The following is a 21645-nucleotide window of genomic DNA, read 5'->3' on the forward strand; positions in this document are numbered from 1 at the left end:
GCCGACGAAACAATCGCGGCAGCACGGCGTAACTCATCCGTGCGAAATCTCTCCCGGGTCCTCTCCATGGTTTTGATCGGCGCCGTCGCCACGCTCGCCGTCCTGGCGCTGCTGACGCATACCGGCGTGCTGTGGCTGCAAAGCAAATTTCCCCCGCAGGGCGAATTGATTTCGGTCGGTGGCGGCGTGCTGCACGTGGTCGATCTCGGCCCGCGCGGCCTCGCCGAGCCGCCGATCGTGATGATCCACGGCGCGAGCTCGAATCTCCGCGCGATGCAGGCGCCGCTCGGCGACCGACTCGCGCAGCAGCATCGTGTGCTTCTGGTCGACCGGCCCGGACATGGCTGGAGTTTCCGGGACGATCTGACCAATTCGTCACCGGCGATGCAGGCGCAGGCGATCGGCGAGGCGCTCGACCGGCTCGGCGTCTCGCGCGCGATCTTCGTGGTGCATTCGATGGCCGGCGCGCTCGGGGCGCGGCTGGCGCTCGACCAGCCACAGCGGGTGGCGGGGCTGGTGATGCTGGCGCCGGTGACGCATCCGTGGCGCGGCGGCGTCGGCACCTATAACCAGGTGATGACGACGCCGGTGATCGGCCCGCTGCTGGCTCATACCGTCACGCTGCCGCTCGGATTGCTGCTCACGGAGCCCGGGGCGCGCGCGGCGTTCACGCCGCAGACCATGCCCGTGGATTACGTCGACGCCAGCGCGACACCGCTGCTGCTGCGGCCGCGCGCATTCCTCGCTAATAGCTGGGACTTGACCACGCTGAACGAGGCTGTGGCCGAGCAGGCCGCGCGCTATCCGCAGATCACAGCGCCGACCGTGCTGATCCACGGTGACGCCGACAGGATTGTGTCTGTCGACGTTCATTCGCGCGCTTTCGCCGCCGCGGTTCCGCAGGCGAAGCTGATCGTGCTGCCCGATGTCGGGCACATGGTGCAGAATACCGCTCTGGATCTGGTCCAGCGCGAAGTCGAGGCGCTGATTGCGACCACCGTCACGAAATCGCACGCAGCGCTGCATTAGTCTTCACACGACTACTCACCAACGCAGGAGCTACCCAATGAGCACCACATTCGGTTCGGCCAAATGGCAGGGCGGCATCAAGGACGGCAAGGGCGCGATCTCGACCAAGAGCGGCGCGCTGTCCGACTATCCCTACGGCTTCGCCAGCCGCTTCGAAGGCAAGCCCGGCTCCAATCCTGAAGAGCTGATCGGCGCCGCCCATGCCGCCTGCTTCACCATGGCGCTGTCGCTGATCCTCGGCGAAGCCAAGCTCACCGCCGAGCAGATGGAGACCAAGGCCGACGTCACGCTTGAAAAACAGGGCGACGGCTTCGCCATCACCGCGGTTCATCTCACGCTGAACGCCAAGATCCCCGGCGCCGACGACACCACCTTCCAGGAACTCGCCGGCAAGGCGAAGGCCGGTTGCCCGGTGTCGAAACTGCTCAACACCAAGATCACCCTCGACGCCAAGCTGGCGAGCTGAGTGGCGAATTAGAGACGAAGCATGAGCTCACGAGCGCAACTCATGCTCTCTGCGCAACCAGGCTTTTCGTTCGTCATTCCGGGGCGCGAGCGTAGCTCGCGAACCCGGAATCCATATTCCCTGTGTTCATTGTGAAGCACTGGGGGAGTGATCGGAACTAACGAACTCTGGGGCTATGGATTCCGGGTTCGCGCTGCGCACGCCCCGGAATGACCAACGTTGATGTTGTGCGGACCGTGCGCAGGTCACCTAGAGCGTTTTCGAGCGAAGTGGAAACCGGTTCGCGTGAAGAAAACGCGTCGGAACAAAAAGCTAGAGCTCCGGCTCTGATTCTATCAGAACCGGAAAAGCTCTAGCCTCACACATCCGTATCGGTCGGCCCGACATAAGCGATCCGGACCATGTTGGTGGCGCCGGGTGTGCCGAGCGGCACGCCGGCGACGATGATGACGCGCTGGCCGGATTTGGCGAAGCCGTCGCGGAAGGCGATCCGGCCGGCGCGGTCGACCATGTCGTCCTGATCCTTGGCGTCTTCGGCGACGACGCAATGCACGCCCCACACCGCCGATAGTTTGCGGCCGGTGTTGATGTTGGGGGTGATCGCAACCACCGGGACCTTCGGCCGCTCGCGCGCGACGCGCAGGGCGGTCGAGCCCGAGCTGGTCCAGCAGATGATCGCCGACAGGTCGAGCGTTTCGGCGATCTGCCGCGCCGCGCCGGCGATCGCGTCGCCTGCGGTGGCTTCCGGCTCCGGTCGCTGCGCCGTCACCACGGTGCGGTAGATCGAATCGCGTTCAACCTCTTCGCCGATCCGGTTCATCGTCGAGACCGCTTCGACCGGATACTTGCCCGCGGCGGATTCCGCCGACAGCATGATCGCGTCGGCGCCCTCATAGACCGCAGTGGCGACGTCGGAGACTTCGGCGCGGGTCGGCACCGGGCTCGAGATCATCGATTCCAGCATCTGGGTCGCGATCACCACCGGCTTGCCGGCGCGGCGCGCCATCCGCGTCATCTGCTTCTGCAGACTAGGCACCCGCTCCAGCGGCATCTCGACGCCGAGATCGCCGCGCGCGACCATCAGCGCGTCGGAGACGTCGAGGATCTCCTGCAACCGATCGATCGCCTGCGGCTTTTCGATCTTCGCCATCACCGCGGCGCGGCCGCGGATCATCCGTTTCGCCTCGGCGACGTCATCGGCGCGCTGCACGAAGGACAGCGCCACCCAGTCGATGCCGGTCTCGCACGCGGCCTCGAGGTCGGCGCGGTCCTTGTGGGTCATCGCCGACACCGGCAGATCGGTGTCGGGCAGGCTGACGCCCTTGCGGTCGGACATCTTGCCGCCGATCACCACGCGGGTCACCGCGCGATCATGCGAAGCCTCTTCGCAGATCAGCCGGACCTTGCCGTCGTCGAGCAGCAGCGCGTCGCCGACCTTCAGCGCGGTGAGAATCTCCGGGTGCGGCAGCTGCACGCGGTCGGCGTCGCCGGGCTCCTTGCTGGAATCCAGCACGAAGGTCGCGCCGTTGTTGAGCTGGATCGGGCCGTTGGCGAACGAGCCGACACGAAGCTTCGGCCCCTGCAGATCGACCAGAATGCCGATCGGGCGGCCGTAGCTGCCCTCGACATTGCGGATGGTCTTCACCAGCTCCCGCATCTTGTCATGCGAGGTGTGGCTCATGTTGATGCGGAACACGTCGGCGCCCGCCTCGAACAGCTTTCGGATCATCGCGCTGTCGGAAGAAACGGGGCCCAAGGTCGCGAGGATCTTGATTCGGCGCAGGCGTCTCATGGCTTGTTCCCGTCGCCCGGCGGCGCGGTCGGTGTGGCCGGCGCGGTGCGGCCCGGCGTCGGCGGGATGCCCGGCATCCCGGCGCCTGGCGGCGAGCCGCCGGGAAGTCCCGGCAGCTTCTGGGTGTTCTGTTCGTTGCTCTCGGTGAGCTGCACGGTCCAGGCGCGTTGCTCGCCGGTGTCGACTTCGAAGAAGCCGGTGCGGTCGAAGCCTCGCGCGAGGCAGTTTTCGGTTCCCTTGATGGTGAACTCCTTGTCGCGTGAACACATGAAAGCCTGACCGGACCACTCGCCGCCGCGGTCATAGTCGAGCGCGTAGATGTAGTAATAGCGCGCCACCAGAGTGCCGCGCAGCAGCGTCTCGCAACTCCGCGACGCCACGTTCCACCAGCCCTCGGTGGTCCAGCCGTCGACGTCCTTGTAGCCCAGCGCGATGCCGACCCGACTCGACGTGTTGTTGCACAGCCGGAAATCCGCCGCCGCCGGCGCCACGGCCAGCACCACGGCGCAAAGCGCCAGCGCGGCCGACAGGGCGACCTGGATACGGCGCGGTTGTGCGATGCGGGGGAGAGAATCTGTGCTGGTCATGCCGCCAAGCTATAACAAAACGAGGATGATTTCGCGTGACATGACCGGCCTGTCAACGGCGCTGCAGGGCGAATGTCCGGTAGGGCGCCCCTGGAACGTGGCGATGATGTTCTGGCGCGGCTGTTCGATCCCATCGCATGAGCCGCAAGATGTGGCAGAATTCGAGACCGCGCCCATTTGAGAAGGGCGTTGAAGTGCACGAGAAGGTGACCACGATGGACGACAACACACGGACCGAACTCGAAGCCGCGGCGTTTCGGCGGCTGGTGGCGCATCTGCGCGAGCGCAGCGACGTCCAGAACATCGACATGATGAATCTCGCCGGGTTCTGTCGCAACTGCCTGTCGAACTGGCTGAAGGAGGCCGCTGACGCGCAGGGCGTCGCGCTGAGCCGTGACGAGAGCCGTGAGGCGGTCTACGGCATGTCTTACGAAGCGTGGAAAGCGAAGCATCAGAGCGAAGCGACGCCGGCGCAGCTCGACGCGTTCAAGAAAACCCACCGCCACTGACGCGCGAGTCCAGCACGCAAAACTCCCTCCGAGATTTCTTCTGTGCGTCGCTGTGGATCGGCACGATGCCCCTTGACGGGGCGGGTCGCTCTGGGGACTGTCCCCCCTCAGATGCGGCGCGAGGCGATCATCCCCGCCGCCCTTTTCAGATCATCATGCCCCCAGGAGTGAACGATGGCCACCTCTGCTGCCGCCGTCCAAGACGAACCCGCGACCCGATTCGCCAAGGATCAGCTCAAGGCCATCATCGAGCGGATCGAGCGGCTGGAAGAAGAAAAGAAGACGATCTCCGACGACATCCGCGACGTCTATGCCGAGGCCAAGGGCAATGGCTACGACGTCAAGGCGCTGCGCACCATCGTGCGGATGCGCAAGCAGGACGCCAACGAGCGCGCCGAGCAGGAGACCATCCTCGAGACCTACATGCAGGCGCTCGGAATGCTGTGAGGGCGCGAGCTCTCAAGCAGTCCTTCGCGGCCTCGACAGGCCGCGCACAACAGCAACGTCGTCATCACCCGCGAAAGCGGGTGACCAGTATCGCAGAGCATCCCGATGGTGGATGCCGAGCCGATGCGATGTTCGATCCGAAGCTAGGCGCTCTGGAATACTGGGTCGCCCGCTTTCGCGGGCGATAACGTCGGAGTGGGATGCAGCTGTTTCGCGGACTCGCGATGACCTGCGAGAAGCAGCGATGATGCGAGGCAGCAAGATGTGTGATGCGGCTGCGCTCAGCGCAGTGCGGCGGTGGTGAAGGTCGTGGTCGACACGGTCGCCACGGCCGGGCCGGTGAACGTGTCGGCGTAGAGGCCGGGCTGCGGATCGTCGCTGAACGCCATCGTCACCGTGGTCTGCGGCTTGGCGAAGTGCTTGGTCAGCTGCGTCATGTCGGCATCGCCGATCGCCGTGGCGCCGGTCGTGACCGCGCTCGGCATCAGGATCATCGCGCGCATCCAGACGTCGCTGTCGCGGCTGCCGGCGGCGGTGATCCGCGCCGAATTTGCGACCACGCCGACTTTGCCCTGTGCGGTCTTGCCGACCACGGTGTCGATCCTGCTGGTCGTCACCGGATGGCGCGCCAGCGATGCGGATCGGCTACCGGACGGGATCGGCGCGCTCGCTGTCACCACTTGCGGATGGGTCTGCGGCTTCGCGGCCTTCTCGCTCGAATTGGCGGCAAACGCCATCGCGTTCATCGGCGATTGCGGGTCCGCCGCTTCCAGCGCCTGACGGGCGCTGATCGCGGCGACTTGCGCCGGGCTGGCCTGCTTCGGCGCCGCGGGAATGTCATCCCAGAAACCGCGCGCGTTGATGATATCCGTCGGAGTCTGCGGCTTCGATTCGGACTTCGCTGCCTGTCTGGCGGGCTTCGCGGACGGCAGCGGGACGATGTTGTCGGCGGACGCGACCTGAATCGGCACGGCCGGCTTAGCGCGCGGCATCGGCACCGGCTCGGTGTTGACGAGCTTGACCTCGGCGGCCTTGACGTCCGCGACCTTGATGTCCGGAAGCTTGCCGGCCGGTTTGGCGCTGGCGGCTGCGGTGGCGGCGCTCGCGCCCTCGTCTTCGTCGTCGGCCGACTTGCCGCGGAACAGCGCGGTCAGGAAATTGGATTTGGACGACGAGGCGCCGCTGCCGTCGCCACGCTTCTGAATGTCGGCCAGCGCCAGTTCGTAGCCGCGCAGCGGCCTGCCGTCGGTCGGCAGGTGAACGGTGCGGCCATCCGGGAACACCCTGGCGAGCTGGTCGGAGCTCATGCGCGGCCAGTGGCGGATCCGCCCGGTGTCGAGATGGACGAAGGGCGAGCCGGAGGTCGGGTAGAAGCCGACGCCGCCACGCTGCAGGCGAAGCCCGGCGAAGCGGATCTGCTCGAGCGCCACGCCCGGAATATGGAAATCCATCGCGTGGCCCAGCGTATGCTGGCTATGGCGGGCCACACCGGAGGAACGGCGGCGGAGCATCGCGTTGGTGGCGGGGGAGCGGTAGGCGGAGATGATCTGGATCGGCTGCTTGCCGTCGACGTCGCGATAGACTTCCCAGAGGATGTCGAACAGCGTCCGGTCCATCACGGTTTTGTCCTGGCTGCGCCAGTCCCGCAGGAAGTGATTGAGCTTGCCGAGCGCCTCTTCGTCGTAACGGCCGTTGCGCTTGAAGGTGACGGTGAGGTCTTCGCCGGAATGGGTGTGGTGGAAGGAGAGGGTGCGGCTGTCCCCGACCGCCGAGGCGTCGTGCACGGATCCCGCGCCGGCCAGCAGCACGGCCGAACTCAGCACGGCGCCATAGCCGGCTCTGGGAAATGACAATGATTTTAGACGGCGCGTGAGTCCAGCTAGCACGAAGAAGCCCCACCAGAAGGACGACCGAACGGGAGCCTGTCGGCAAACCCCAGATCTGTCAGACCAAGTCTGCCAGACCAAATGCCGGACAGGGTCGTTACATCGCCGACGGAGCGTTACCGAACCGAAAACGACGCCCGTTTCCCCAAGTCGATCGTCAACCATAACCCGCGGACTATGGCGAAATCGAGCCCGCTGCCGGCATCCTGATGGACAATGGTTAATGGAAACGGCTCATCCGGAGATGAGCCGTTGTTCCATTTCAGCTTTTCAGATTAACGCCGGAACCGCGATCAGCGGGTGTAGCGCTGTTGCTGGCGGCGCATCTGCTGCTGCGGAGGTGCCGGAGGACCGCCGAACAGCCGCTCGAAGAAGTTGAAGCCGGAGGCCTGCGACGACCCGGTGTAGTCCCCGGCGACGTTCACGCCCGGCGGCAGACTGGTCGGGCGGCTGTAATTCGGCTGGGAGTGAGCAACCACGGCTTCGAGGTTCTTGCCCTTGTCGTTGCGCAAGATCGCCAGCATGGCGGAGTCGCGGCCGTAGATGTCCTTGCGGATCTGCAGCTTGCCGTCATCGTCCACGAACGCGGTCTGGTAGGTGATGTTGACCGGGATCGGCGTCGGGAATTTCAGGTCGATCTCGCTGCGGCCGTACATCGAGCGGATCTTCTCCGGCGTATAGCGCTCGTTCGGCATGGTGATGTTGAGCAACGCCGCGGCGTATTGATCGGGATTCTGCACCCGCATGCAGCCGTGGCTGAAGGCGCGCTCGTCACGGGCGAACAGATTCTTGTCCGGGGTGTCGTGCTGGTACACCAGAAACTTGTTCGGGAAGTTGAAGCGGACGCGGCCGAGCGCATTGGCTTCGCCCGGCGGCTGCGAGATGTGGATCGAGCCGTCGCGATTACGCGACATCTTCAGGCCCATCCGGTCGAGCACGGTCGGGTCCTGCGCAAGCGCCGGCAGGTACTCGTTGTTGATGATCGAGGGCGGCACGTTCCAGGTCGGGTTGACGGTGATGTACTTCATCGTTTCCGTCAGCAGCGGCGTCGCGTGCTTGCCGGGCTTGCCGGTGACCACGCGCGTGGTCCAGACCTGGGCGCCGTTCTGCATCACCTTCAGCGTGTAGTCCGGGATGTTGAGGATCACATAGGCGTTGCCGATCGAGGCCGCGCCGAGCTGGCGCGGCAGCCAGCGCCAGCGCTCCATGTTGACGATAATGGTGTCGATGCTGCGGTCGCGCTTCGGCGTGTTCAGCACCTTGACGGTGCGGTCGTCGAGCACGCCCGTCGGCTTCAGATCGGCGCTGCGCTGGAATTTGCGCACCGCTTCGGCGACCTTGGCGTCGTAGGTGGAGCTATCGGCGTCCTCGGTGATCCCGAGCTTGGCGCGGAGCTGCGGCACGCGCGGATCGTCCATGGTCACCGCCGGCTGCTTCTTGCGCGCCGGCACGAATTTCAGCGTCTCGCCCTCGGCGATCTTGAGCACCGGCATGCCGCTTTCGCCGCGCAGTTCGGCGAGCTTCTTCTTCAGTTCGCGATACGGCTTGTGCGGCGGGTTGTAGCTGTCGAGCGCCGCCGAGGCGTCCTTCGCGGTGGTGACGTTGGCGAGCACTTCGGCCGGATCGATCGGGTGTTCCGGATACTGAATGTCGGAGCCGGCCTGCGACCAGTGCATCCGGCCGCTCTGCGCCTGGCGCGCATAGTCCATCATGCTCTCGGTCAGCCGCAGCTCGGCCTCGGCGAGCGCGTCGGGCGAGGTCGCTGCGGCGAAATCCGGCACCGGGTAATCGGTCGGATCGAGGCCGTCGGCGGCGGCGTCCTTCAGCCGCGCGATCACGCCCTTTCCGGCGGACGTCAAGGCGCCCGACGCCGTCCACACCGGCGCGTAGTCGCGCCCTTCATAGAATTTCTCGACCGCGGCGCGCTCGGCCTTGCGGTCGAAATAGCGCGCCGCCTTGGTGGCGAGCGTGTCGCGCACCTTGTCGGCGACCGGCTGATCGGCGGCCGGCACGGTGCTCGCGGCCTTCTGCGGCTCGGCGGGCTGGTCCTTGGTTGCCTGCGTCTTCACCGGCTCCTTGACGGGCTCGGCGGCGGGCGCCGTCGCGGTGGCGGCGGGCGGCGCGGCGACCGGCGAGGCCGTTTCCGGCACCGCTGCGGTCGGCGCAGGCGCAGACTGTGCGGGCGCGGCCGGCGTGGGCGCGGCGGCGCTGTCGGTGTTGGTCTCGGCCGGCGGATTCACCGGAGCGGCCAGCGTGTCGGGCTTGAAATCGCCGATCGACGGCGGCGGCAGGTCGACCGGCTGCGGCACCGGAACGGCGGCGTCGATCGCGAGATCGGCGGGGGATTTGCTGGGCGATTGCGCGATCGCAGAGGTCACCGATACGGTCAGGAAGGTTGCCGCAACGGCCATCAGCACACCTTCAAAACCGCGGCGGCCAGTCGAGTGATCTCGCATTCGTGCACCCCTTGGGAGAAGCTGCCGGAGGGCAGTTCGTGTTCTTGCTGTTCGTTTTTCGATGGATTCGCTGACCCGCGCCACGAGTGACCCGCGCCACGAGCGACAACGCGTCGCAAACTCACGACTCGTCCGACGATACACGCGCCCTGTCGGAGCGGCCAGCGCCCGCCGGGCGAGTCACGACAAACTGACCGCGCATCCCGGTTAGAAAGCGTTAACCGTTGATGCGCAGCGTTTTTGCCATGTGTTGCCGGCTTTGTCTGTCACCACTCCGCAACGGTTCAAATGTTCCGGGCGGTCAAGGCCGTGGCGGTGCGGTGCCACGGCGTCGCCACAATTTCTCAGCGGGTATTCGCCGGCGATGACGCCTGCGCCGCCCGAACAGCTTCCATCTCGTCGAGCTTGCGATACAGCGTCGAGCGGCCGATTTTCAGCCGCCGTGCCACTTCGGACATCTGGCCGCGATAATGGGAAATCGCAAAGCGGATGATCTCGCTCTCCAGCTCGTCCAGCGCCCGGACATCATTGTCGCTATTCAGCATCGGCAGGCTGCCATGGGTCGGCAGCGGCGCGATCGGCGCCTCGTTGGCGGCGACGAATTGCGCCGAGGTCGGCGGCTCCAGGATCAGCGGCTCGCCGTCCGCCTCGCCGGTCGGGACGGTCGAGGGCGCGCTCGCGAGCGGGAAGTCGTCGACGCCGAGCTGGTCGCTGTCGCTCATCACCACCGCGCGGTACACGGCGTTTTCGAGCTGGCGGATGTTGCCCGGCCAGTCGAGCTGGGCGAGGCGGGCCATCGCTTCGCCGGTGATGCCACCGATCGTGCGGTTTTCCTCGGCGCAGAACCGCACCAGAAAATGCCGCAGCAGCGGCGGGATGTCCTCGCGCCGTGATCGCAGCGGCGGGACCGTCAGCGGCAGCACGTGCAGGCGATAGAACAGGTCTTCGCGGAACTGGCCGGCCTTGACCCGGTCGAGCAGGCGGCGATTGGTCGCCGAGATGATGCGCACGTCGACCTTCAGCGGCTTGCGCCCGCCGACCGCCTCGACCGCGCCTTCCTGCAGCGCCCGCAGCAGCTTGACCTGCGCGGCCAGCGGCAATTCGCTGACCTCGTCCAGAAACAGCGTGCCGCCGGTCGCCTCGACGAACTTGCCCATGTGACGGTCGGTGGCGCCGGTGAACGCACCCTTCTCGTGACCGAACAGGATGGATTCGACCAGATTGTCGGGGATCGCGCCGCAGTTGACCGCGACGAACGGTTTGCTCCGCCGTTCGCTCGAACCGTGAATGGCGCGCGCGAACATCTCCTTGCCGACGCCGGATTCGCCCTCGATCAGCACCGGGATCGAGGAAGCTGCGGCCTTCTCGGAGGCGCGCAGCACCGCGGCCATCGACTCGCTGCGGGTGATGATGTCGGCGAAGGTCAGCCGGCCCTCGCGGCTGTGGCGGATGCGCTGCAACTCGCCCTTCAGCGCGCTGGCGTTCAGCGCGTTGCGCAAGGATACCTGCAGCCGCTCGATGCCGACCGGCTTGACCACGAAATCATGCGCGCCTGCGCGCATCGCCGACACCACGTTGTCGATGCCGCCATGCGCGGTCTGTACGATGACCGGAACGCTCAGACCCGACTCGCGAATCTTGCCGAGCACGCCGAGGCCATCGAGGCCCGGCATCACCAAATCGAGTACCACGGCGTCGATCGCGGCGGTATCCGGCGCTGTCAGAAGCGCGATCGCGGCGTCGCCGCTATCGGCCAGCACGGCCTCGTAGCCGCACTTTTGCACCATGTTCTCGACCAGCCGGCGCTGCACCGGGTCGTCGTCTGCGATCAAAATCCGCTCAACCATACCACTCTCAAGCCTGCAGTGTCCCGAATTGGTGCACCATGGGCGTGAAAGCGTTAATGGTTCATGAAAGTGACGAAAGCGCGGTGAATGCGTGCGGCCAAACTTCGAGGACGCCGCGATAGATCATGTCGAGCGCCACGTAGAGAATGATGGCGAGACCGACATAGGCGATCCAGCGGTGCTTCTGCAGCAGCTTGGCGATCACGGTCGCGGCGAGACCCATCAGCGCGATCGACAGGCCGAGGCCGAAGATCAGAATGATCGGGTGTTCGCGCGCGGCGCCCGCCACCGCGAGCACGTTGTCGAGCGACATCGAGACGTCGGCCAGCGTGATCTGCCACACCGCCTGCCCCAACGTCTTGGTCGGCCCGGCAGATGACGCGCCGATTCGGCTGGCGTCCTCCGAAGCATCGTCGTCATCCGGATGCTGGGTTCGCAGCTCACGCCACATCTTCCAGCACACCCAGAGCAGCAGCACGCCGCCGGCCAGCAACAGGCCGAGGATCTGCAGCAATTGGACGGTGACGCTGGCGAACAGGATGCGCAGCACGGTGGCGGCGATGATGCCGATCAGGATCGCCTTGCCGCGCTGCTCTTTCGGCAGGCCAGCGGCGGCGAGGCCGATGACCACGGCGTTGTCGCCGGCGAGCACCAGGTCGATCATGATGACCTGCGCCAGAGCGGTCAGGCCTTCCGGGGTAAAGATCGTGAGAAATTCAGTCATGGGGCCTCTCCGTGAACGTCCAGTCCGACATCACAGTTCTTGCGAACTGCCAGAGGGGCCCGGTCCTTGGACGTTGATGTCTGAAGTCGTGGCACGACGGCGTCGGCGTCCGAAGGGTTAATTCACTCGCTATTGGTTTGATCGGACAGCGGCATGAGACGCAGCAACTGGTCCGGGTCGATCAGGATCGAGACGGCGACGCCGGCATAGACAAGCAGCCCGGCTGCGTCGAGCCATTTCGCGCCTCGCAAGCGATCGCGTAGCAAAATACCGCCGAGGGCGACGCCGCCCGCGGCAGCCATCAGCAGCGCGGCGACCGTGGGCGTAACCGCGTCCGGCAGCACCACGTCCCGAAGCGCCAGCGTGACAGCGAGCAGCGCCAGCAGGCCGGCCACGACACAAAGCTTCACGCGATCCGCGTTGGGCATACGTTCCTCGAGCAGGGCTCCATTTCCTAGTGATGGCGGTGGTTGCGATCAAGTGACGCAGCGTCGTAAAGGCCGCGCCGCCTTGTCGCAGGCAGGGCGCGGAATCGCGATCATGCCTCGGGCGGAACTGGCGGCGGTGGCGCTGAAATCCTGCCTTGAAAGAGGCGCTTGCGGAGGCCACGTGTCACCTAGTAGCGTTTTTCAACGCAATTGACGTCATTTCGAAAGTTGACATGCCGAAAGCTGTAACCTCCCGCACCGTCAAGACTTCCCGTAAGCCGTCGTCTCGCAAATCGGCGCCCGCCAAGCCGACCAAGCCCGCCAGCAAGAAATCCGCGTCCGCGGCGAGCCGGAAGCCGGCCAAGCTGCCGGAATGGAATCTGGCGGATCTGTATCCGGCGATCGATGCGCCGCAGGTTGCCGCCGATCTCGACCGGCTGGATGCCGATTGCGCGTCGTTCGAAGCCGACTTCAAGGGCAAGCTCGCCGAGGAAGCCGCGAAGGACGGCGGCGGCGCGTGGCTGGCTTCCGCCGTCAGGCGCTACGAGGCGATCGAGGACCTTGCAGGAAGGCTCGGCTCCTATGCGGGCCTCGTCCATGCCGGCGACAGCGTCGATTCGGCCAAATCAAAGTTTTACGGCGACGTGTCCGAGCGGCTGACCGCGGCGTCGGTGCATCTGCTGTTCTTCGCGCTGGAACTCAACCGCGTCGACGACGAGGTGCTGGAGCGCGCGATGCAGACACCCGAGCTCGGCCACTACCGGCCGTGGATCGAGGATCTGCGCAAGGACAAGCCGTATCAGCTTGAAGACCGCGTCGAGCAACTGTTCCATGAGAAGTCGCAGACCGGCTATGGCGCCTTCAACCGGCTGTTCGACCAGACCATCTCCGGCCTGCGCTTCAAGGTCGGCGGCAAGGAGCTGGCGATCGAGCCGACGCTGAACCTGTTGCAGGACCGCACGCCTGCGAAGCGCAAGGCGGCGGCCGACGCGTTGGCCAAGACATTCAAGGCGAATGAGCGCACCTTCGCGCTGATCACCAACACGTTGGCCAAGGACAAGGAGATTTCCGACCGCTGGCGCGGCTTCGAGGATGTCGCCGATTCACGTCACCTCAACAACCGCGTCGAGCGCGAGGTGGTCGACGCGCTGGTCGCTTCGGTGCGCGGCGCCTATCCGCGGCTGTCGCATCGCTACTACAAGCTCAAGGCCGGCTGGTTCGGCAAGAAGAAGCTGCCGCATTGGGATCGCAACGCGCCGCTGCCATTCGCGGCCACCGGCAGCATCGCCTGGCCGGAAGCGCGCAATATGGTGCTGACCGCCTACAACGCGTTCTCGCCGGAGATGGCACGGATCGCCGAGCGTTTTTTCACCGATCGCTGGATCGATGCGCCGGTGCGTCCCGGCAAGGCGCCGGGTGCGTTCTCACACCCGACCACGCCTTCTGCGCATCCCTACGTGCTGATGAACTACCAGGGCAAGCCGCGCGACGTGATGACGCTCGCCCACGAACTCGGCCACGGCGTGCATCAGGTGCTCGCCGCCGGCAACGGCGCGCTGATGGCGCCGACGCCGCTGACGCTGGCCGAAACCGCCAGCGTGTTCGGCGAGATGCTGACCTTCCGCCGGCTGCTGTCGCAGACCAAGAGCGTCAAGCAGCGCCAGGCGCTGCTCGCCGGCAAGGTCGAGGACATGATCAACACCGTGGTCCGGCAGATCGCGTTCTACTCTTTCGAACGCGCGATCCACACCGAGCGCCGCAGCGGCGAACTCACCGCGCAGCGGATCGGCGAGATCTGGCTGAGCGTGCAGGGCGAAAGTCTGGGACCCGCGATCGACATCCGGCCGGGCTACGAGAATTTCTGGATGTACATCCCGCACTTCATCCATTCGCCGTTCTACGTCTACGCCTATGCGTTCGGCGACTGCCTCGTGAACTCGCTCTACGCGGTCTACGAAAATGCTCAGGAAGGCTTCGCCGATCGCTACCTCGCGATGCTCTCGGCCGGCGGCACCAAGCATTACTCCGAACTGCTCGCGCCGTTCGGTCTCGACGCCAAGGACCCGACATTCTGGGACGGCGGCCTGTCGGTGATCGCCGGCATGATCGACGAGCTGGAGGAGATGGGGTAGGGAACGCCTAATCTCTGTATAACAATTGTTGAACTTGCTTCCATCCTCCGTTATACGTAACGTATAACGGAGGATGGATTAATGAACGAGCAGACCAAGATCGAATCCGGCCCGGGCCAGGTCGTCGCGACCGTCGAGATCAAGAAGATCGGAAACTCGTCGGGGCTGATCTTCTCGAAGGAATTGATGTCGCGCTTGAACCTGAGCGTCGGCGATCAGCTTTACGCCACGCTGACGCCTGATGGCGGCATCCGCTTTACGCCTTCCAATCCCGACTTCGAGAAAGCGATGGAAGTCGCGCGGCGGGGAATGAAGCGTTATCACAACGCTCTGGCGGAGCTCGCCAAATGAGCGAGCCGATCTGGCTCACTCGGCAGATCATCGTCGCGATTCACGATGAGCAACTGGCCATTCATGGTGGCGCCGGGGGGCTGCGCGACGAAGGAATGCTCGAATCCGCGCTGGACCGCCCGCGCAATCGATGGACCTACGAGCAGGCCGACTTGGCGGAGCTGGCCGCAGCATACGCCTTCGGCATCGCGCGCAATCATCCCTTCGTCGACGGCAACAAACGGACGTCGCTGCTCGCGCTTTACACCTTCCTCGGTGTCAACGGCATCGACTTCATCGTTCCAGAAGCAGATGCGGCGGCAATGATCCTCTCGCTCGCCGCCGGCGAAGTCAATGAGGCGAGCCTGACGCGTTGGATCAGGGACACTTGGCCGACTTAGAGCTTTTCAAACGAAGTGATGAGCTTGCTCGGCGCGCAGCTAGAGAACTTCGGCTGCAGCGCTCGGTCTGATGATCAGCTGCAAATTGTGAGTGTGCACTGCGCAAATTCGCCGTCGTGACCCGCATAGCGGAATTATCAATGCAGTTGTTGCGAGTGCCTCCGAAATGCTTGTCCTGACGCTCGGTTGCGATCACACTGCGTCGTCGCAGGGACGGCAGCCGAGCTGATTTGGAATGATCCAAACTGGTTAGGTGCGTGCAGTGCAGCGCCGTTGCCCTCGCTTTGGGATTGCGCTAATGGCACAGCACTTTCGCGAAAATCGCTCGGAGAAGTCGATGGCTGAGAAACACGACCTTGCCTACACCACCGCTTCGGGCAACGACTACGCTGCCCACGAGCAAACCTATGAAGGTTTCATCAAGCTGGTGAAGTATGGCTCGGCGGCTGTGATCGCGATCGTCGCCTTGATGGCGATATTCCTGACTTGACGTTGACCTGAGTGCATCGCCCGAAAGCGGTGTCGGGACTGCTAGCTCACGCGCGCGCCAGGCGCCGCAGGAGGCTCCATGAAAATTGCTGTTGCTAAAGAACTCGATACTTCTGAACCGCGTGTCGCGGCGACGCCGGACACGGTGAAGAAGCTGAAGGCGTTGGGCGCCGACATCGTTGTCGAGCCCGGCGCCGGCATCAGGTCCGGCCTGCTCGATGCCGAGTTCACCGCCGCCGGCGCGACCGTCAGTGCGGATGCGCTGAAGGACGCGGACATCGTTCTCAAAGTGAAGCGGCCGGAGGCGTCCGAACTCGCTGCCTACAAGCGCGGCGCGCTGGTGATGGCGATCATGGACCCGTACGGCAACGACGCCGCGCTGAAGTCGATGGCCGACGCCGGTGTTGTCGCCTTTGCGATGGAGCTGATGCCGCGCATCACCCGCGCGCAGGTGATGGACGTGCTGTCGAGCCAGGCCAACCTCGCGGGCTATCGCGCCGTGGTCGATGCGGCCGCACAGTTCGGCCGGGTGTTCCCGATGATGATGACCGCCGCCGGCACCGTTCCGGCCGCCAAGGTGTTCATCATGGGCGTCGGCGTCGCCGGTCTGCAGGCGATCGCGACGGCGCGCCGGCTCGGCGCCATCGTCACGGCGACCGACGTCCGCCCCGCCACCAAGGAGCAGGTCGAAAGCCTCGGCGCCAAGTTCCTCGCGGTCGAGGACGAGGAATTCAAGAACGCGCAGACCGCTGGCGGCTACGCCAAGGAAATGTCGAAAGAATATCAGGCCAAGCAGGCCGCGCTGACCGCCGAGCACATCAAGAAGCAGGACATCGTCATCACCACCGCGCTGATCCCGGGTCGTCCGGCGCCGCGTCTGGTCACCGCCGAGATGGTCCGCTCGATGAAGCCGGGTTCGGTGCTGGTCGATCTCGCGGTCGAGCGCGGCGGCAACGTCGAAGGCGCGAAGCCGGGCGAGGTGGTCGAGACCGACGGCGTCAAGATCGTCGGCTTCACCAACGTCGCCGGCCGCGTCGCGGCGTCGGCGTCGAGTCTGTATGCGCGCAATCTGTTCAGCTTCATCGAGACGCTGATCGACAAGAATAGCAAGGCGCTGGCGGTGAATTGGGACGACGATCTGGTCAAGGCCACCGCGCTGACGCGCGATGGCGCCGTCGTTCACCCGAACTTCCAGCCGAAGTAAAGGAAAGCCGCCATGGAGCATGTCGTACAGGCCGTCGATCCGTTTGTGTTTCGGCTGTCGATTTTCGTTCTGGCCGTGTTTGTCGGCTATTTCGTGGTGTGGGCGGTGACGCCCGCGCTGCATACCCCGCTGATGTCGGTCACCAACGCGATCTCCTCGGTGATCGTGGTCGGTGCATTGCTGGCGGTCGGCGTTTCGCTGGTGGGCAGCGACAACGGGCCGCTGTGGGCGCGTGGCTTCGGCTTCGTCGCGCTGATCTTTGCAAGCGTCAACATCTTCGGCGGCTTCCTTGTCACCCAGCGTATGCTGGCGATGTACAAGAAGAAGCAGAAGTGATTAGGGGCCGTCGATGAACGCCAATCTCTCCGCAGTCCTGTATCTGATCGCAGGCGTCCTGTTCATCCTGTCGCTGCGCGGGCTGTCGTCGCCGGCGTCGAGCCGGCAGGGCAACTTCCTCGGCATGACCGGCATGGCGATCGCGGTCGCCACCACGCTGGCCGGCCATCCGCCGGCCGACCTCCTGGGTTGGGGGCTGGTCATCCTCGGCATCGCCATCGGCGGCGGCATCGGCGCGGTGATCGCCCGCCGCGTGCCGATGACCTCGATGCCCGAACTGGTCGCCGCCTTCCACTCGCTGGTCGGCATGGCCGCGGTGCTGGTCGCCGCCGGCGCGTTCTATGCGCCTGCCGCGTTCGACATCGGCGTCCCCGGCGACATCCACGGCTCCAGCCTGGTGGAAATGTCGCTCGGTGTCGCGATCGGCGCGCTGACCTTCACCGGCTCGGTGATCGCGTTCATGAAGCTGTCCGGCCGCATGAGCGGCGCGCCCATCATCCTGCCGGCGCGGCATGTGGTGAACATCGCGCTGTTCGTGCTGATGATCGCGTCGATCGTCTATCTGGTCGCGACCCAGAGCGAGGTTGCGTTCTGGGTGATCACCGGCGTCGCGCTGCTGCTCGGCATCCTGATCATCATCCCGATCGGCGGCGCCGACATGCCGGTCGTGATCTCGATGCTGAACTCGTATTCGGGCTGGGCCGCGGCCGGCATCGGCTTCACGCTGGGCAACTCGGCGCTGATCATCACCGGCGCGCTGGTCGGCTCCTCGGGTGCGATCCTGTCCTACATCATGTGTAAGGGCATGAACCGCTCCTTCATCTCGGTGATCCTCGGCGGCTTCGGCGGTGAGACCGCAGCCGCGGGCGGCGCCGGCGGCGAACAGCGCCCGGCCAAGCTCGGCTCGGCCGACGACGCGGCCTTCATCATGAAGAACGCGCAGAAGGTCATCATCGTGCCGGGCTACGGCATGGCGGTGGCGCAGGCCCAGCACGCGCTGCGCGAAATGGCCGACACGCTGAAGAAGGAAGGCGTCGAGGTGAAGTACGCGATTCATCCGGTCGCCGGCCGTATGCCGGGCCACATGAACGTGCTGCTCGCCGAAGCCAACGTGCCCTATGACGAGGTGTTCGAGCTCGAGGACATCAACTCCGAGTTCCCGCAGGCCGACGTGGCCTTCGTGATCGGCGCCAACGACGTCACCAACCCGGCGGCCGAAGACGACAAGACCTCGCCGATCTACGGCATGCCCGTGCTGCAGGTCTGGAAGGCCGGCACCGTGATGTTCATCAAGCGCTCGCTGGCGTCGGGCTACGCCGGCATCGACAATCCGCTGTTCTATCGCGACAACACGATGATGCTGCTCGGCGACGCCAAGAAGATGACCGAGAACATCGTCAAGGCGATGAACCACTAAAGCTCCGACGTCTCGAACGACAAACGCCCGGCCGAAAGGCCGGGCGTTTTCGTTTTGAGGCCAAACTAAATCGTGGCGTTCAACCACTTGGTTTGGCTGGAGCGTGGAGCAGCGCATCGGCCACAAAGGCGTCCTTGGCCGCCCGGTAACGTTCCATGGTTTGTCCGTCATGCGCCATCTTGAGAGCATTGTAGCTTTTCACCAGATCCGGATCGGCGCGCAGCGCGTCGACGAAGCGGTGGAAGACGTCCCATTCGCCACCCTTGGCCGTGAGTTGGATGCCGAGGTGAGGCGTGCGGTCCTCGTCCTCGAAGGCGGCGAACTCATCTGTTCCGATCGAGCCAGGATTGCGGGCGAAGCGGGCGGCAAGCGCGGCTTCGACGGCTTGGAAATCCTTGCGCTCCACCCGCACGACAATATCGAGGTCGCCCTTGGTGAGACATCCCGGGACGGCCGTCGCGCCGACGTGCAGAACCTCGGCGGTCGCAGGGAGAAGCGCGTGAAGCTGCTGCTGCACGGCCGCGAACAAGCGCTCGGCCGCCGCACGAGCCTGTTGGTGATCTGTGGCGACGTGGAACACATCGGGATGGGCCATCGTCATCTCAGGTCCAGAATGCGACCATGCGCCACTGCGTCTATTTACCTCCGACAGACGTTCATGCCCGGCGTAAGGCCGGGCATGACGGAGGTTGTTGTCAGCCTCACATCCGGTGCATCACGCAGAGCTTGTTGCCGTCGGGATCGCGCAAGTAGGCGAGGTAGAGCTTCATGTCGCCCATCGCCCGCACGCCGGGCGGGTCCTCGCAGGTGGTAGCGCCGCTGGCGACGCCGGCCGCATGCCAGGCGTCGGCCTCTTCGGTGGACTTTGCAAGGAAGCCGATGGTGCCGCCATTGGCCGCTGTCGCGGGCTTGCCGTCGATCGGCTTCGACACCGCGAAGGTCCCGGTCTTGCTGCGATAGAAGATCCGGTGGCGATCGACCACGCCCGGGGCGATGCCGATGGTGCCGAGCAACTTGTCGTAGAACGTCTTCGCCGCATCCAGATCGTTGGTGCCGATCATGACATGTGAAAACATAGCGCTCCCTTTGTTCTTGCTTGATGTCATTGCAAAGATGACGCGCGACTATACGCATCGCGCGTGATTTGGCGAGACGGCGGGCGAACCTGCCGCGGGGCGGAATTCGTTCGCATCGGAGTGGGCGCCGCTCGGTTGCATCCGGTGTTCGGCCCGGCGGCCATTGATGGTATGCGTGCTGTTCGCGCTCCCGCTGCCCGCACCCGAGGATGACAACAATGACGGTCGCCGCACAATCCGAAGTTCAGGTCGACAATGCCGAGGTGCGCGTCACCGAATGGCGGCTCCCGCCCGGCGCCGCCACCGGTCCTCATCGGCACGGCATGGACTACGTCATCGTCCCGGTTGCGGATGGCGAGATGACGATCGTGGCGCCGGACGGCGCGCGCGCCAAGGCCCAGCTCAAGACCGGCAAGTCGTATTTCCGCAAGGCCGGCGTCGAGCACGACGTGCTCAACGAAACCGCGACCGAGATCGTGTTTCTGGAGGTCGAGCTGAAAGTTTAACTGCGCATTAAACCTTGTGGACCAGCTTCCCCGAGGGCGCGCCGCGACGCGCCCTTTCTACGTTTTGATGCCACCGATCCGTCGCAGTTGATCCCTCAATCAGCCTCAAACATCGAGCATCAAGGCGTTCGGGGAAGAGGCCGCCAATGCTGAAATACATCACCGAAAAATTGATCGGGCAGATTCTGCCGTCGGTGGTCGCCACCGTGCTCGGCGCTTATGTCGTGAACCAGTACATCACCAGGCCGAATCCGCCGGCCGCCACGCATGACGCCAAAGCCGAGGCGGCGAAGCCCGCGCCGGGCGCCGAGACGCCGGCGCTGAACGCATCGCTGCCTGATTCCGACAAGGCCGACCCGACCAGGGGCAAGGCGTCAGCGGCCGACAAGGCAGCCGAGAAGCCGTCGCCGCGGCATTCCATTGCGCGTGACAAGGCTGCTGCAGAGAAAGCGGCCGCGGACAAGCTCGCCGCCGACAAGGCTGCTGCCGAGAAAGCCACGGCCGAGAAGGCTGTTGCGAAGCCGGCCGTGGCCACGGTGGCGTCCGAGCCTGCCAAGGCCCTGGAGAAGGCCCAGGAGAAGGCTCAGGACGAGCGCCGCGACGCCAACCGCGATCCCAACGACGTGGTCCGCGCCGCCATCGAGCGGCTGCGTGCATCGGAGCCCGCGCGTCCGGCGTCGACCGAAGTCACCTCGCGGACGCCTGAGCCTCTCAAGGTCCAGGAGCCTCTCAAAGTGCAGGAGGCCGTCAAGGTCCAGGAGGCGCCGCGCGCCGTCGCGCTGCAGCCGCTGCCGGCCCCGGTCAACGTTGCCACGCCAGTTCCCAACGCGTCGGTGACCACCGGCTCGAGCGTCACCGGCTCCGTGCCATCCGCCGCCACGGCGGATGCGAGCTACGGCAATCCGCGGATCAGCCCCCCGGCGGATATTCCCTCGGCCGCTGATGGCGGCGGAATACAGCAACGGCCGTCGGTTGCCGAAGATGTGCTGCTCGCTGCGAAATCGGTGTTCCACGCGGTCCTGCCGCGCTAAGCAGCGGCCGCGATTCTGCCGATCGAGCCCGGGCTTCGCCCGGGCATTTTTTTAACCGCAGCGGCTTTTTCACTCGCAGCGGCGCTGGTCCGGCAGGCATCGGCTCAACAGGCTCGGCTGAAACGCAAAACGCGGGCACAGGGCCCGCGTTTCGAAACCTACAACTGAAATCCGATCGATCAGCGCGGACCGCGGGGGCCGGCACCTGCGCCTGCGCCAGCACCGGCAGCGCCCGGACGGCCGCGATCGGCGCCGAAGGCCGGCTTCGGCTTCATCGGCAGCAGGCCTTCGCGCTGCAGCTTCTTGCGGGCCAGCTTGCGAGCGCGGCGAACGGCCTCGGCCTTTTCACGAGCCTTCTTCTCGGACGGCTTCTCGTAATGACCGCGGAGCTTCATCTCGCGGAAAATGCCCTCGCGCTGCATCTTCTTCTTGAGCGCCTTGAGAGCTTGATCGACGTTGTTATCGCGAACGAGAACCTGCACGCGGCATCCTTTTTGACTGGTCCGATTGAGTCTGGTCGGATTTTGAATTTCTGAAAAAGGCGGAGCCGAC

Annotated in this window: 23 protein-coding genes; 13 read left to right on the top strand and 10 right to left on the bottom strand. The window is 65.1% G+C overall.

Annotated elements, in window-relative coordinates:
- Positions 1-66: 66 nt before the first annotated feature.
- Positions 67-1029: an alpha/beta fold hydrolase gene (locus tag BMY71_RS05435; RefSeq protein WP_092682245.1), complete on the top strand. Its 963-nt coding sequence runs from the start codon at positions 67-69 to the stop codon at positions 1027-1029.
- A 37-nt stretch (positions 1030-1066) separates the two neighbouring features.
- Positions 1067-1495, top strand: coding sequence for an OsmC family protein (locus tag BMY71_RS05440; RefSeq protein WP_092682247.1), 429 nt, complete (start codon positions 1067-1069; stop codon positions 1493-1495).
- A 358-nt stretch (positions 1496-1853) separates the two neighbouring features.
- On the opposite strand, the gene pyk is transcribed toward BMY71_RS05440, so the two are convergent.
- Together pyk and BMY71_RS05450 are read right to left on the bottom strand one after the other, a co-directional pair.
- A complete protein-coding gene (gene pyk, locus BMY71_RS05445; RefSeq protein ID WP_011501823.1) occupies positions 1854-3287 on the bottom strand; it encodes a pyruvate kinase in 1434 nt (477 codons plus the stop codon).
- A complete protein-coding gene (locus BMY71_RS05450; RefSeq protein ID WP_011501824.1) occupies positions 3284-3874 on the bottom strand; it encodes a DUF1036 domain-containing protein in 591 nt (196 codons plus the stop codon). Before BMY71_RS05450 ends, pyk begins: the two co-directional genes overlap by 4 nt.
- 215 nt (positions 3875-4089) lie before the next feature.
- On the opposite strand from BMY71_RS05450, the gene BMY71_RS05455 reads away from it, so the two are divergent.
- Both BMY71_RS05455 and BMY71_RS05460 read left to right on the top strand, forming a co-directional pair.
- Positions 4090-4383 (top strand): DUF1244 domain-containing protein, encoded by a 294-nt coding sequence (locus tag BMY71_RS05455; RefSeq protein ID WP_175557618.1) that lies wholly within the window; start codon positions 4090-4092, stop codon positions 4381-4383.
- A gap of 174 nt (positions 4384-4557) precedes the next feature.
- Positions 4558-4830: a DUF2312 domain-containing protein gene (locus BMY71_RS05460; protein ID WP_011501826.1), complete on the top strand. Its 273-nt coding sequence runs from the start codon at positions 4558-4560 to the stop codon at positions 4828-4830.
- 281 nt (positions 4831-5111) lie between these two features.
- Here the strand turns inward: BMY71_RS05460 and BMY71_RS05465 are convergent, their stop codons facing one another.
- From BMY71_RS05465 to BMY71_RS05485, 5 genes are all read right to left on the bottom strand, one after another.
- Positions 5112-6716 carry a peptidoglycan L,D-endopeptidase MepK gene (locus BMY71_RS05465; protein WP_092682249.1) on the bottom strand — a complete coding sequence of 535 codons (1605 nt, stop codon included), beginning with the start codon at positions 6714-6716 and terminating at the stop codon, positions 5112-5114.
- A 293-nt stretch (positions 6717-7009) separates the two neighbouring features.
- On the bottom strand, positions 7010-9172 hold the full coding sequence (locus BMY71_RS05470) for a L,D-transpeptidase family protein (RefSeq protein ID WP_092682251.1): 2163 nt from the start codon (positions 9170-9172) through the stop codon (positions 7010-7012).
- A gap of 344 nt (positions 9173-9516) precedes the next feature.
- Positions 9517-11019: a sigma-54-dependent transcriptional regulator gene (locus BMY71_RS05475; RefSeq protein ID WP_092682252.1), complete on the bottom strand. Its 1503-nt coding sequence runs from the start codon at positions 11017-11019 to the stop codon at positions 9517-9519.
- A 61-nt stretch (positions 11020-11080) separates the two neighbouring features.
- A complete protein-coding gene (locus tag BMY71_RS05480) occupies positions 11081-11743 on the bottom strand; it encodes a TerC family protein (protein ID WP_092682254.1) in 663 nt (220 codons plus the stop codon).
- A gap of 122 nt (positions 11744-11865) precedes the next feature.
- Positions 11866-12171 carry a hypothetical protein gene (locus BMY71_RS05485; protein WP_092682256.1) on the bottom strand — a complete coding sequence of 102 codons (306 nt, stop codon included), beginning with the start codon at positions 12169-12171 and terminating at the stop codon, positions 11866-11868.
- A gap of 233 nt (positions 12172-12404) precedes the next feature.
- Here BMY71_RS05485 and BMY71_RS05490 point away from each other — a divergent pair, with 233 nt between their 5' ends.
- The 7 genes from BMY71_RS05490 (at position 12405) to BMY71_RS05520 (ending at position 18480) form a co-directional block, all read left to right on the top strand.
- Complete coding sequence (locus tag BMY71_RS05490) at positions 12405-14303, top strand: M3 family oligoendopeptidase (RefSeq protein WP_092682258.1); 1899 nt, start codon at positions 12405-12407, stop codon at positions 14301-14303.
- 81 nt (positions 14304-14384) lie between these two features.
- On the top strand, positions 14385-14654 hold the full coding sequence (locus BMY71_RS05495; RefSeq protein ID WP_092682260.1) for an AbrB/MazE/SpoVT family DNA-binding domain-containing protein: 270 nt from the start codon (positions 14385-14387) through the stop codon (positions 14652-14654).
- Positions 14651-15034, top strand: coding sequence for a type II toxin-antitoxin system death-on-curing family toxin (locus BMY71_RS05500; RefSeq protein ID WP_092682261.1), 384 nt, complete (start codon positions 14651-14653; stop codon positions 15032-15034). Before BMY71_RS05495 ends, BMY71_RS05500 begins: the two co-directional genes overlap by 4 nt.
- A 337-nt stretch (positions 15035-15371) precedes the next feature.
- On the top strand, positions 15372-15524 hold the full coding sequence (locus BMY71_RS05505) for an aa3-type cytochrome c oxidase subunit IV (RefSeq protein ID WP_041798604.1): 153 nt from the start codon (positions 15372-15374) through the stop codon (positions 15522-15524).
- A gap of 78 nt (positions 15525-15602) precedes the next feature.
- Entirely contained in the window at positions 15603-16727 is a 1125-nt protein-coding gene (locus BMY71_RS05510) for a Re/Si-specific NAD(P)(+) transhydrogenase subunit alpha (RefSeq protein WP_011501836.1), read from the top strand.
- A gap of 12 nt (positions 16728-16739) precedes the next feature.
- The gene (locus tag BMY71_RS05515; RefSeq protein WP_011501837.1) at positions 16740-17063 is read left to right on the top strand and encodes a proton-translocating transhydrogenase family protein; all 324 of its coding nucleotides are present in this window, start codon (positions 16740-16742) and stop codon (positions 17061-17063) included.
- Between the two features lie 13 nt (positions 17064-17076).
- Complete coding sequence (locus BMY71_RS05520; RefSeq protein ID WP_011501838.1) at positions 17077-18480, top strand: NAD(P)(+) transhydrogenase (Re/Si-specific) subunit beta; 1404 nt, start codon at positions 17077-17079, stop codon at positions 18478-18480.
- A 79-nt stretch (positions 18481-18559) separates the two neighbouring features.
- On the opposite strand, the gene BMY71_RS05525 is transcribed toward BMY71_RS05520, so the two are convergent.
- Both BMY71_RS05525 and BMY71_RS05530 read right to left on the bottom strand, forming a co-directional pair.
- Positions 18560-19081 (bottom strand): GrpB family protein, encoded by a 522-nt coding sequence (locus BMY71_RS05525; RefSeq protein WP_011501839.1) that lies wholly within the window; start codon positions 19079-19081, stop codon positions 18560-18562.
- A 100-nt stretch (positions 19082-19181) separates the two neighbouring features.
- Complete coding sequence (locus BMY71_RS05530) at positions 19182-19556, bottom strand: VOC family protein (protein WP_092682263.1); 375 nt, start codon at positions 19554-19556, stop codon at positions 19182-19184.
- Positions 19557-19774: 218 nt separating this feature from the next.
- Between BMY71_RS05530 and BMY71_RS05535 the strand changes: the two genes are divergently transcribed.
- Positions 19775-20062, top strand: coding sequence for a cupin domain-containing protein (locus tag BMY71_RS05535; RefSeq protein ID WP_011501841.1), 288 nt, complete (start codon positions 19775-19777; stop codon positions 20060-20062).
- 146 nt (positions 20063-20208) lie between these two features.
- Positions 20209-21093, top strand: coding sequence for a hypothetical protein (locus BMY71_RS05540; protein WP_092682265.1), 885 nt, complete (start codon positions 20209-20211; stop codon positions 21091-21093).
- A 179-nt stretch (positions 21094-21272) separates the two neighbouring features.
- Here BMY71_RS05540 and rpsU read toward each other — a convergent pair whose 3' ends face one another.
- Positions 21273-21575 (bottom strand): 30S ribosomal protein S21, encoded by a 303-nt coding sequence (gene rpsU, locus BMY71_RS05545; protein ID WP_011501843.1) that lies wholly within the window; start codon positions 21573-21575, stop codon positions 21273-21275.
- Positions 21576-21645: the final 70 nt, after the last annotated feature.

The organism is Rhodopseudomonas pseudopalustris (genome assembly GCF_900110435.1).
Classification (GTDB): domain Bacteria; phylum Pseudomonadota; class Alphaproteobacteria; order Rhizobiales; family Xanthobacteraceae; genus Rhodopseudomonas; species Rhodopseudomonas pseudopalustris.

Coding starts and splice junctions, on each gene's coding strand:
- BMY71_RS05435 (WP_092682245.1), top strand. CDS start 67: ATGGTTTTGATCGGCGCCGTCGCCACGCTCGCCGTCCTGGCGCTGCTG.
- BMY71_RS05440 (WP_092682247.1), top strand. CDS start 1,067: ATGAGCACCACATTCGGTTCGGCCAAATGGCAGGGCGGCATCAAGGAC.
- pyk (WP_011501823.1), bottom strand. CDS start 3,287: ATGAGACGCCTGCGCCGAATCAAGATCCTCGCGACCTTGGGCCCCGTT.
- BMY71_RS05450 (WP_011501824.1), bottom strand. CDS start 3,874: ATGACCAGCACAGATTCTCTCCCCCGCATCGCACAACCGCGCCGTATC.
- BMY71_RS05455 (WP_175557618.1), top strand. CDS start 4,090: ATGGACGACAACACACGGACCGAACTCGAAGCCGCGGCGTTTCGGCGG.
- BMY71_RS05460 (WP_011501826.1), top strand. CDS start 4,558: ATGGCCACCTCTGCTGCCGCCGTCCAAGACGAACCCGCGACCCGATTC.
- BMY71_RS05470 (WP_092682251.1), bottom strand. CDS start 9,172: ATGCGAGATCACTCGACTGGCCGCCGCGGTTTTGAAGGTGTGCTGATG.
- BMY71_RS05475 (WP_092682252.1), bottom strand. CDS start 11,019: ATGGTTGAGCGGATTTTGATCGCAGACGACGACCCGGTGCAGCGCCGG.
- BMY71_RS05480 (WP_092682254.1), bottom strand. CDS start 11,743: ATGACTGAATTTCTCACGATCTTTACCCCGGAAGGCCTGACCGCTCTG.
- BMY71_RS05485 (WP_092682256.1), bottom strand. CDS start 12,171: ATGCCCAACGCGGATCGCGTGAAGCTTTGTGTCGTGGCCGGCCTGCTG.
- BMY71_RS05490 (WP_092682258.1), top strand. CDS start 12,405: ATGCCGAAAGCTGTAACCTCCCGCACCGTCAAGACTTCCCGTAAGCCG.
- BMY71_RS05495 (WP_092682260.1), top strand. CDS start 14,385: ATGAACGAGCAGACCAAGATCGAATCCGGCCCGGGCCAGGTCGTCGCG.
- BMY71_RS05500 (WP_092682261.1), top strand. CDS start 14,651: ATGAGCGAGCCGATCTGGCTCACTCGGCAGATCATCGTCGCGATTCAC.
- BMY71_RS05505 (WP_041798604.1), top strand. CDS start 15,372: ATGGCTGAGAAACACGACCTTGCCTACACCACCGCTTCGGGCAACGAC.
- BMY71_RS05510 (WP_011501836.1), top strand. CDS start 15,603: ATGAAAATTGCTGTTGCTAAAGAACTCGATACTTCTGAACCGCGTGTC.
- BMY71_RS05515 (WP_011501837.1), top strand. CDS start 16,740: ATGGAGCATGTCGTACAGGCCGTCGATCCGTTTGTGTTTCGGCTGTCG.
- BMY71_RS05520 (WP_011501838.1), top strand. CDS start 17,077: ATGAACGCCAATCTCTCCGCAGTCCTGTATCTGATCGCAGGCGTCCTG.
- BMY71_RS05525 (WP_011501839.1), bottom strand. CDS start 19,081: ATGACGATGGCCCATCCCGATGTGTTCCACGTCGCCACAGATCACCAA.
- BMY71_RS05530 (WP_092682263.1), bottom strand. CDS start 19,556: ATGTTTTCACATGTCATGATCGGCACCAACGATCTGGATGCGGCGAAG.
- BMY71_RS05535 (WP_011501841.1), top strand. CDS start 19,775: ATGACGGTCGCCGCACAATCCGAAGTTCAGGTCGACAATGCCGAGGTG.
- BMY71_RS05540 (WP_092682265.1), top strand. CDS start 20,209: ATGCTGAAATACATCACCGAAAAATTGATCGGGCAGATTCTGCCGTCG.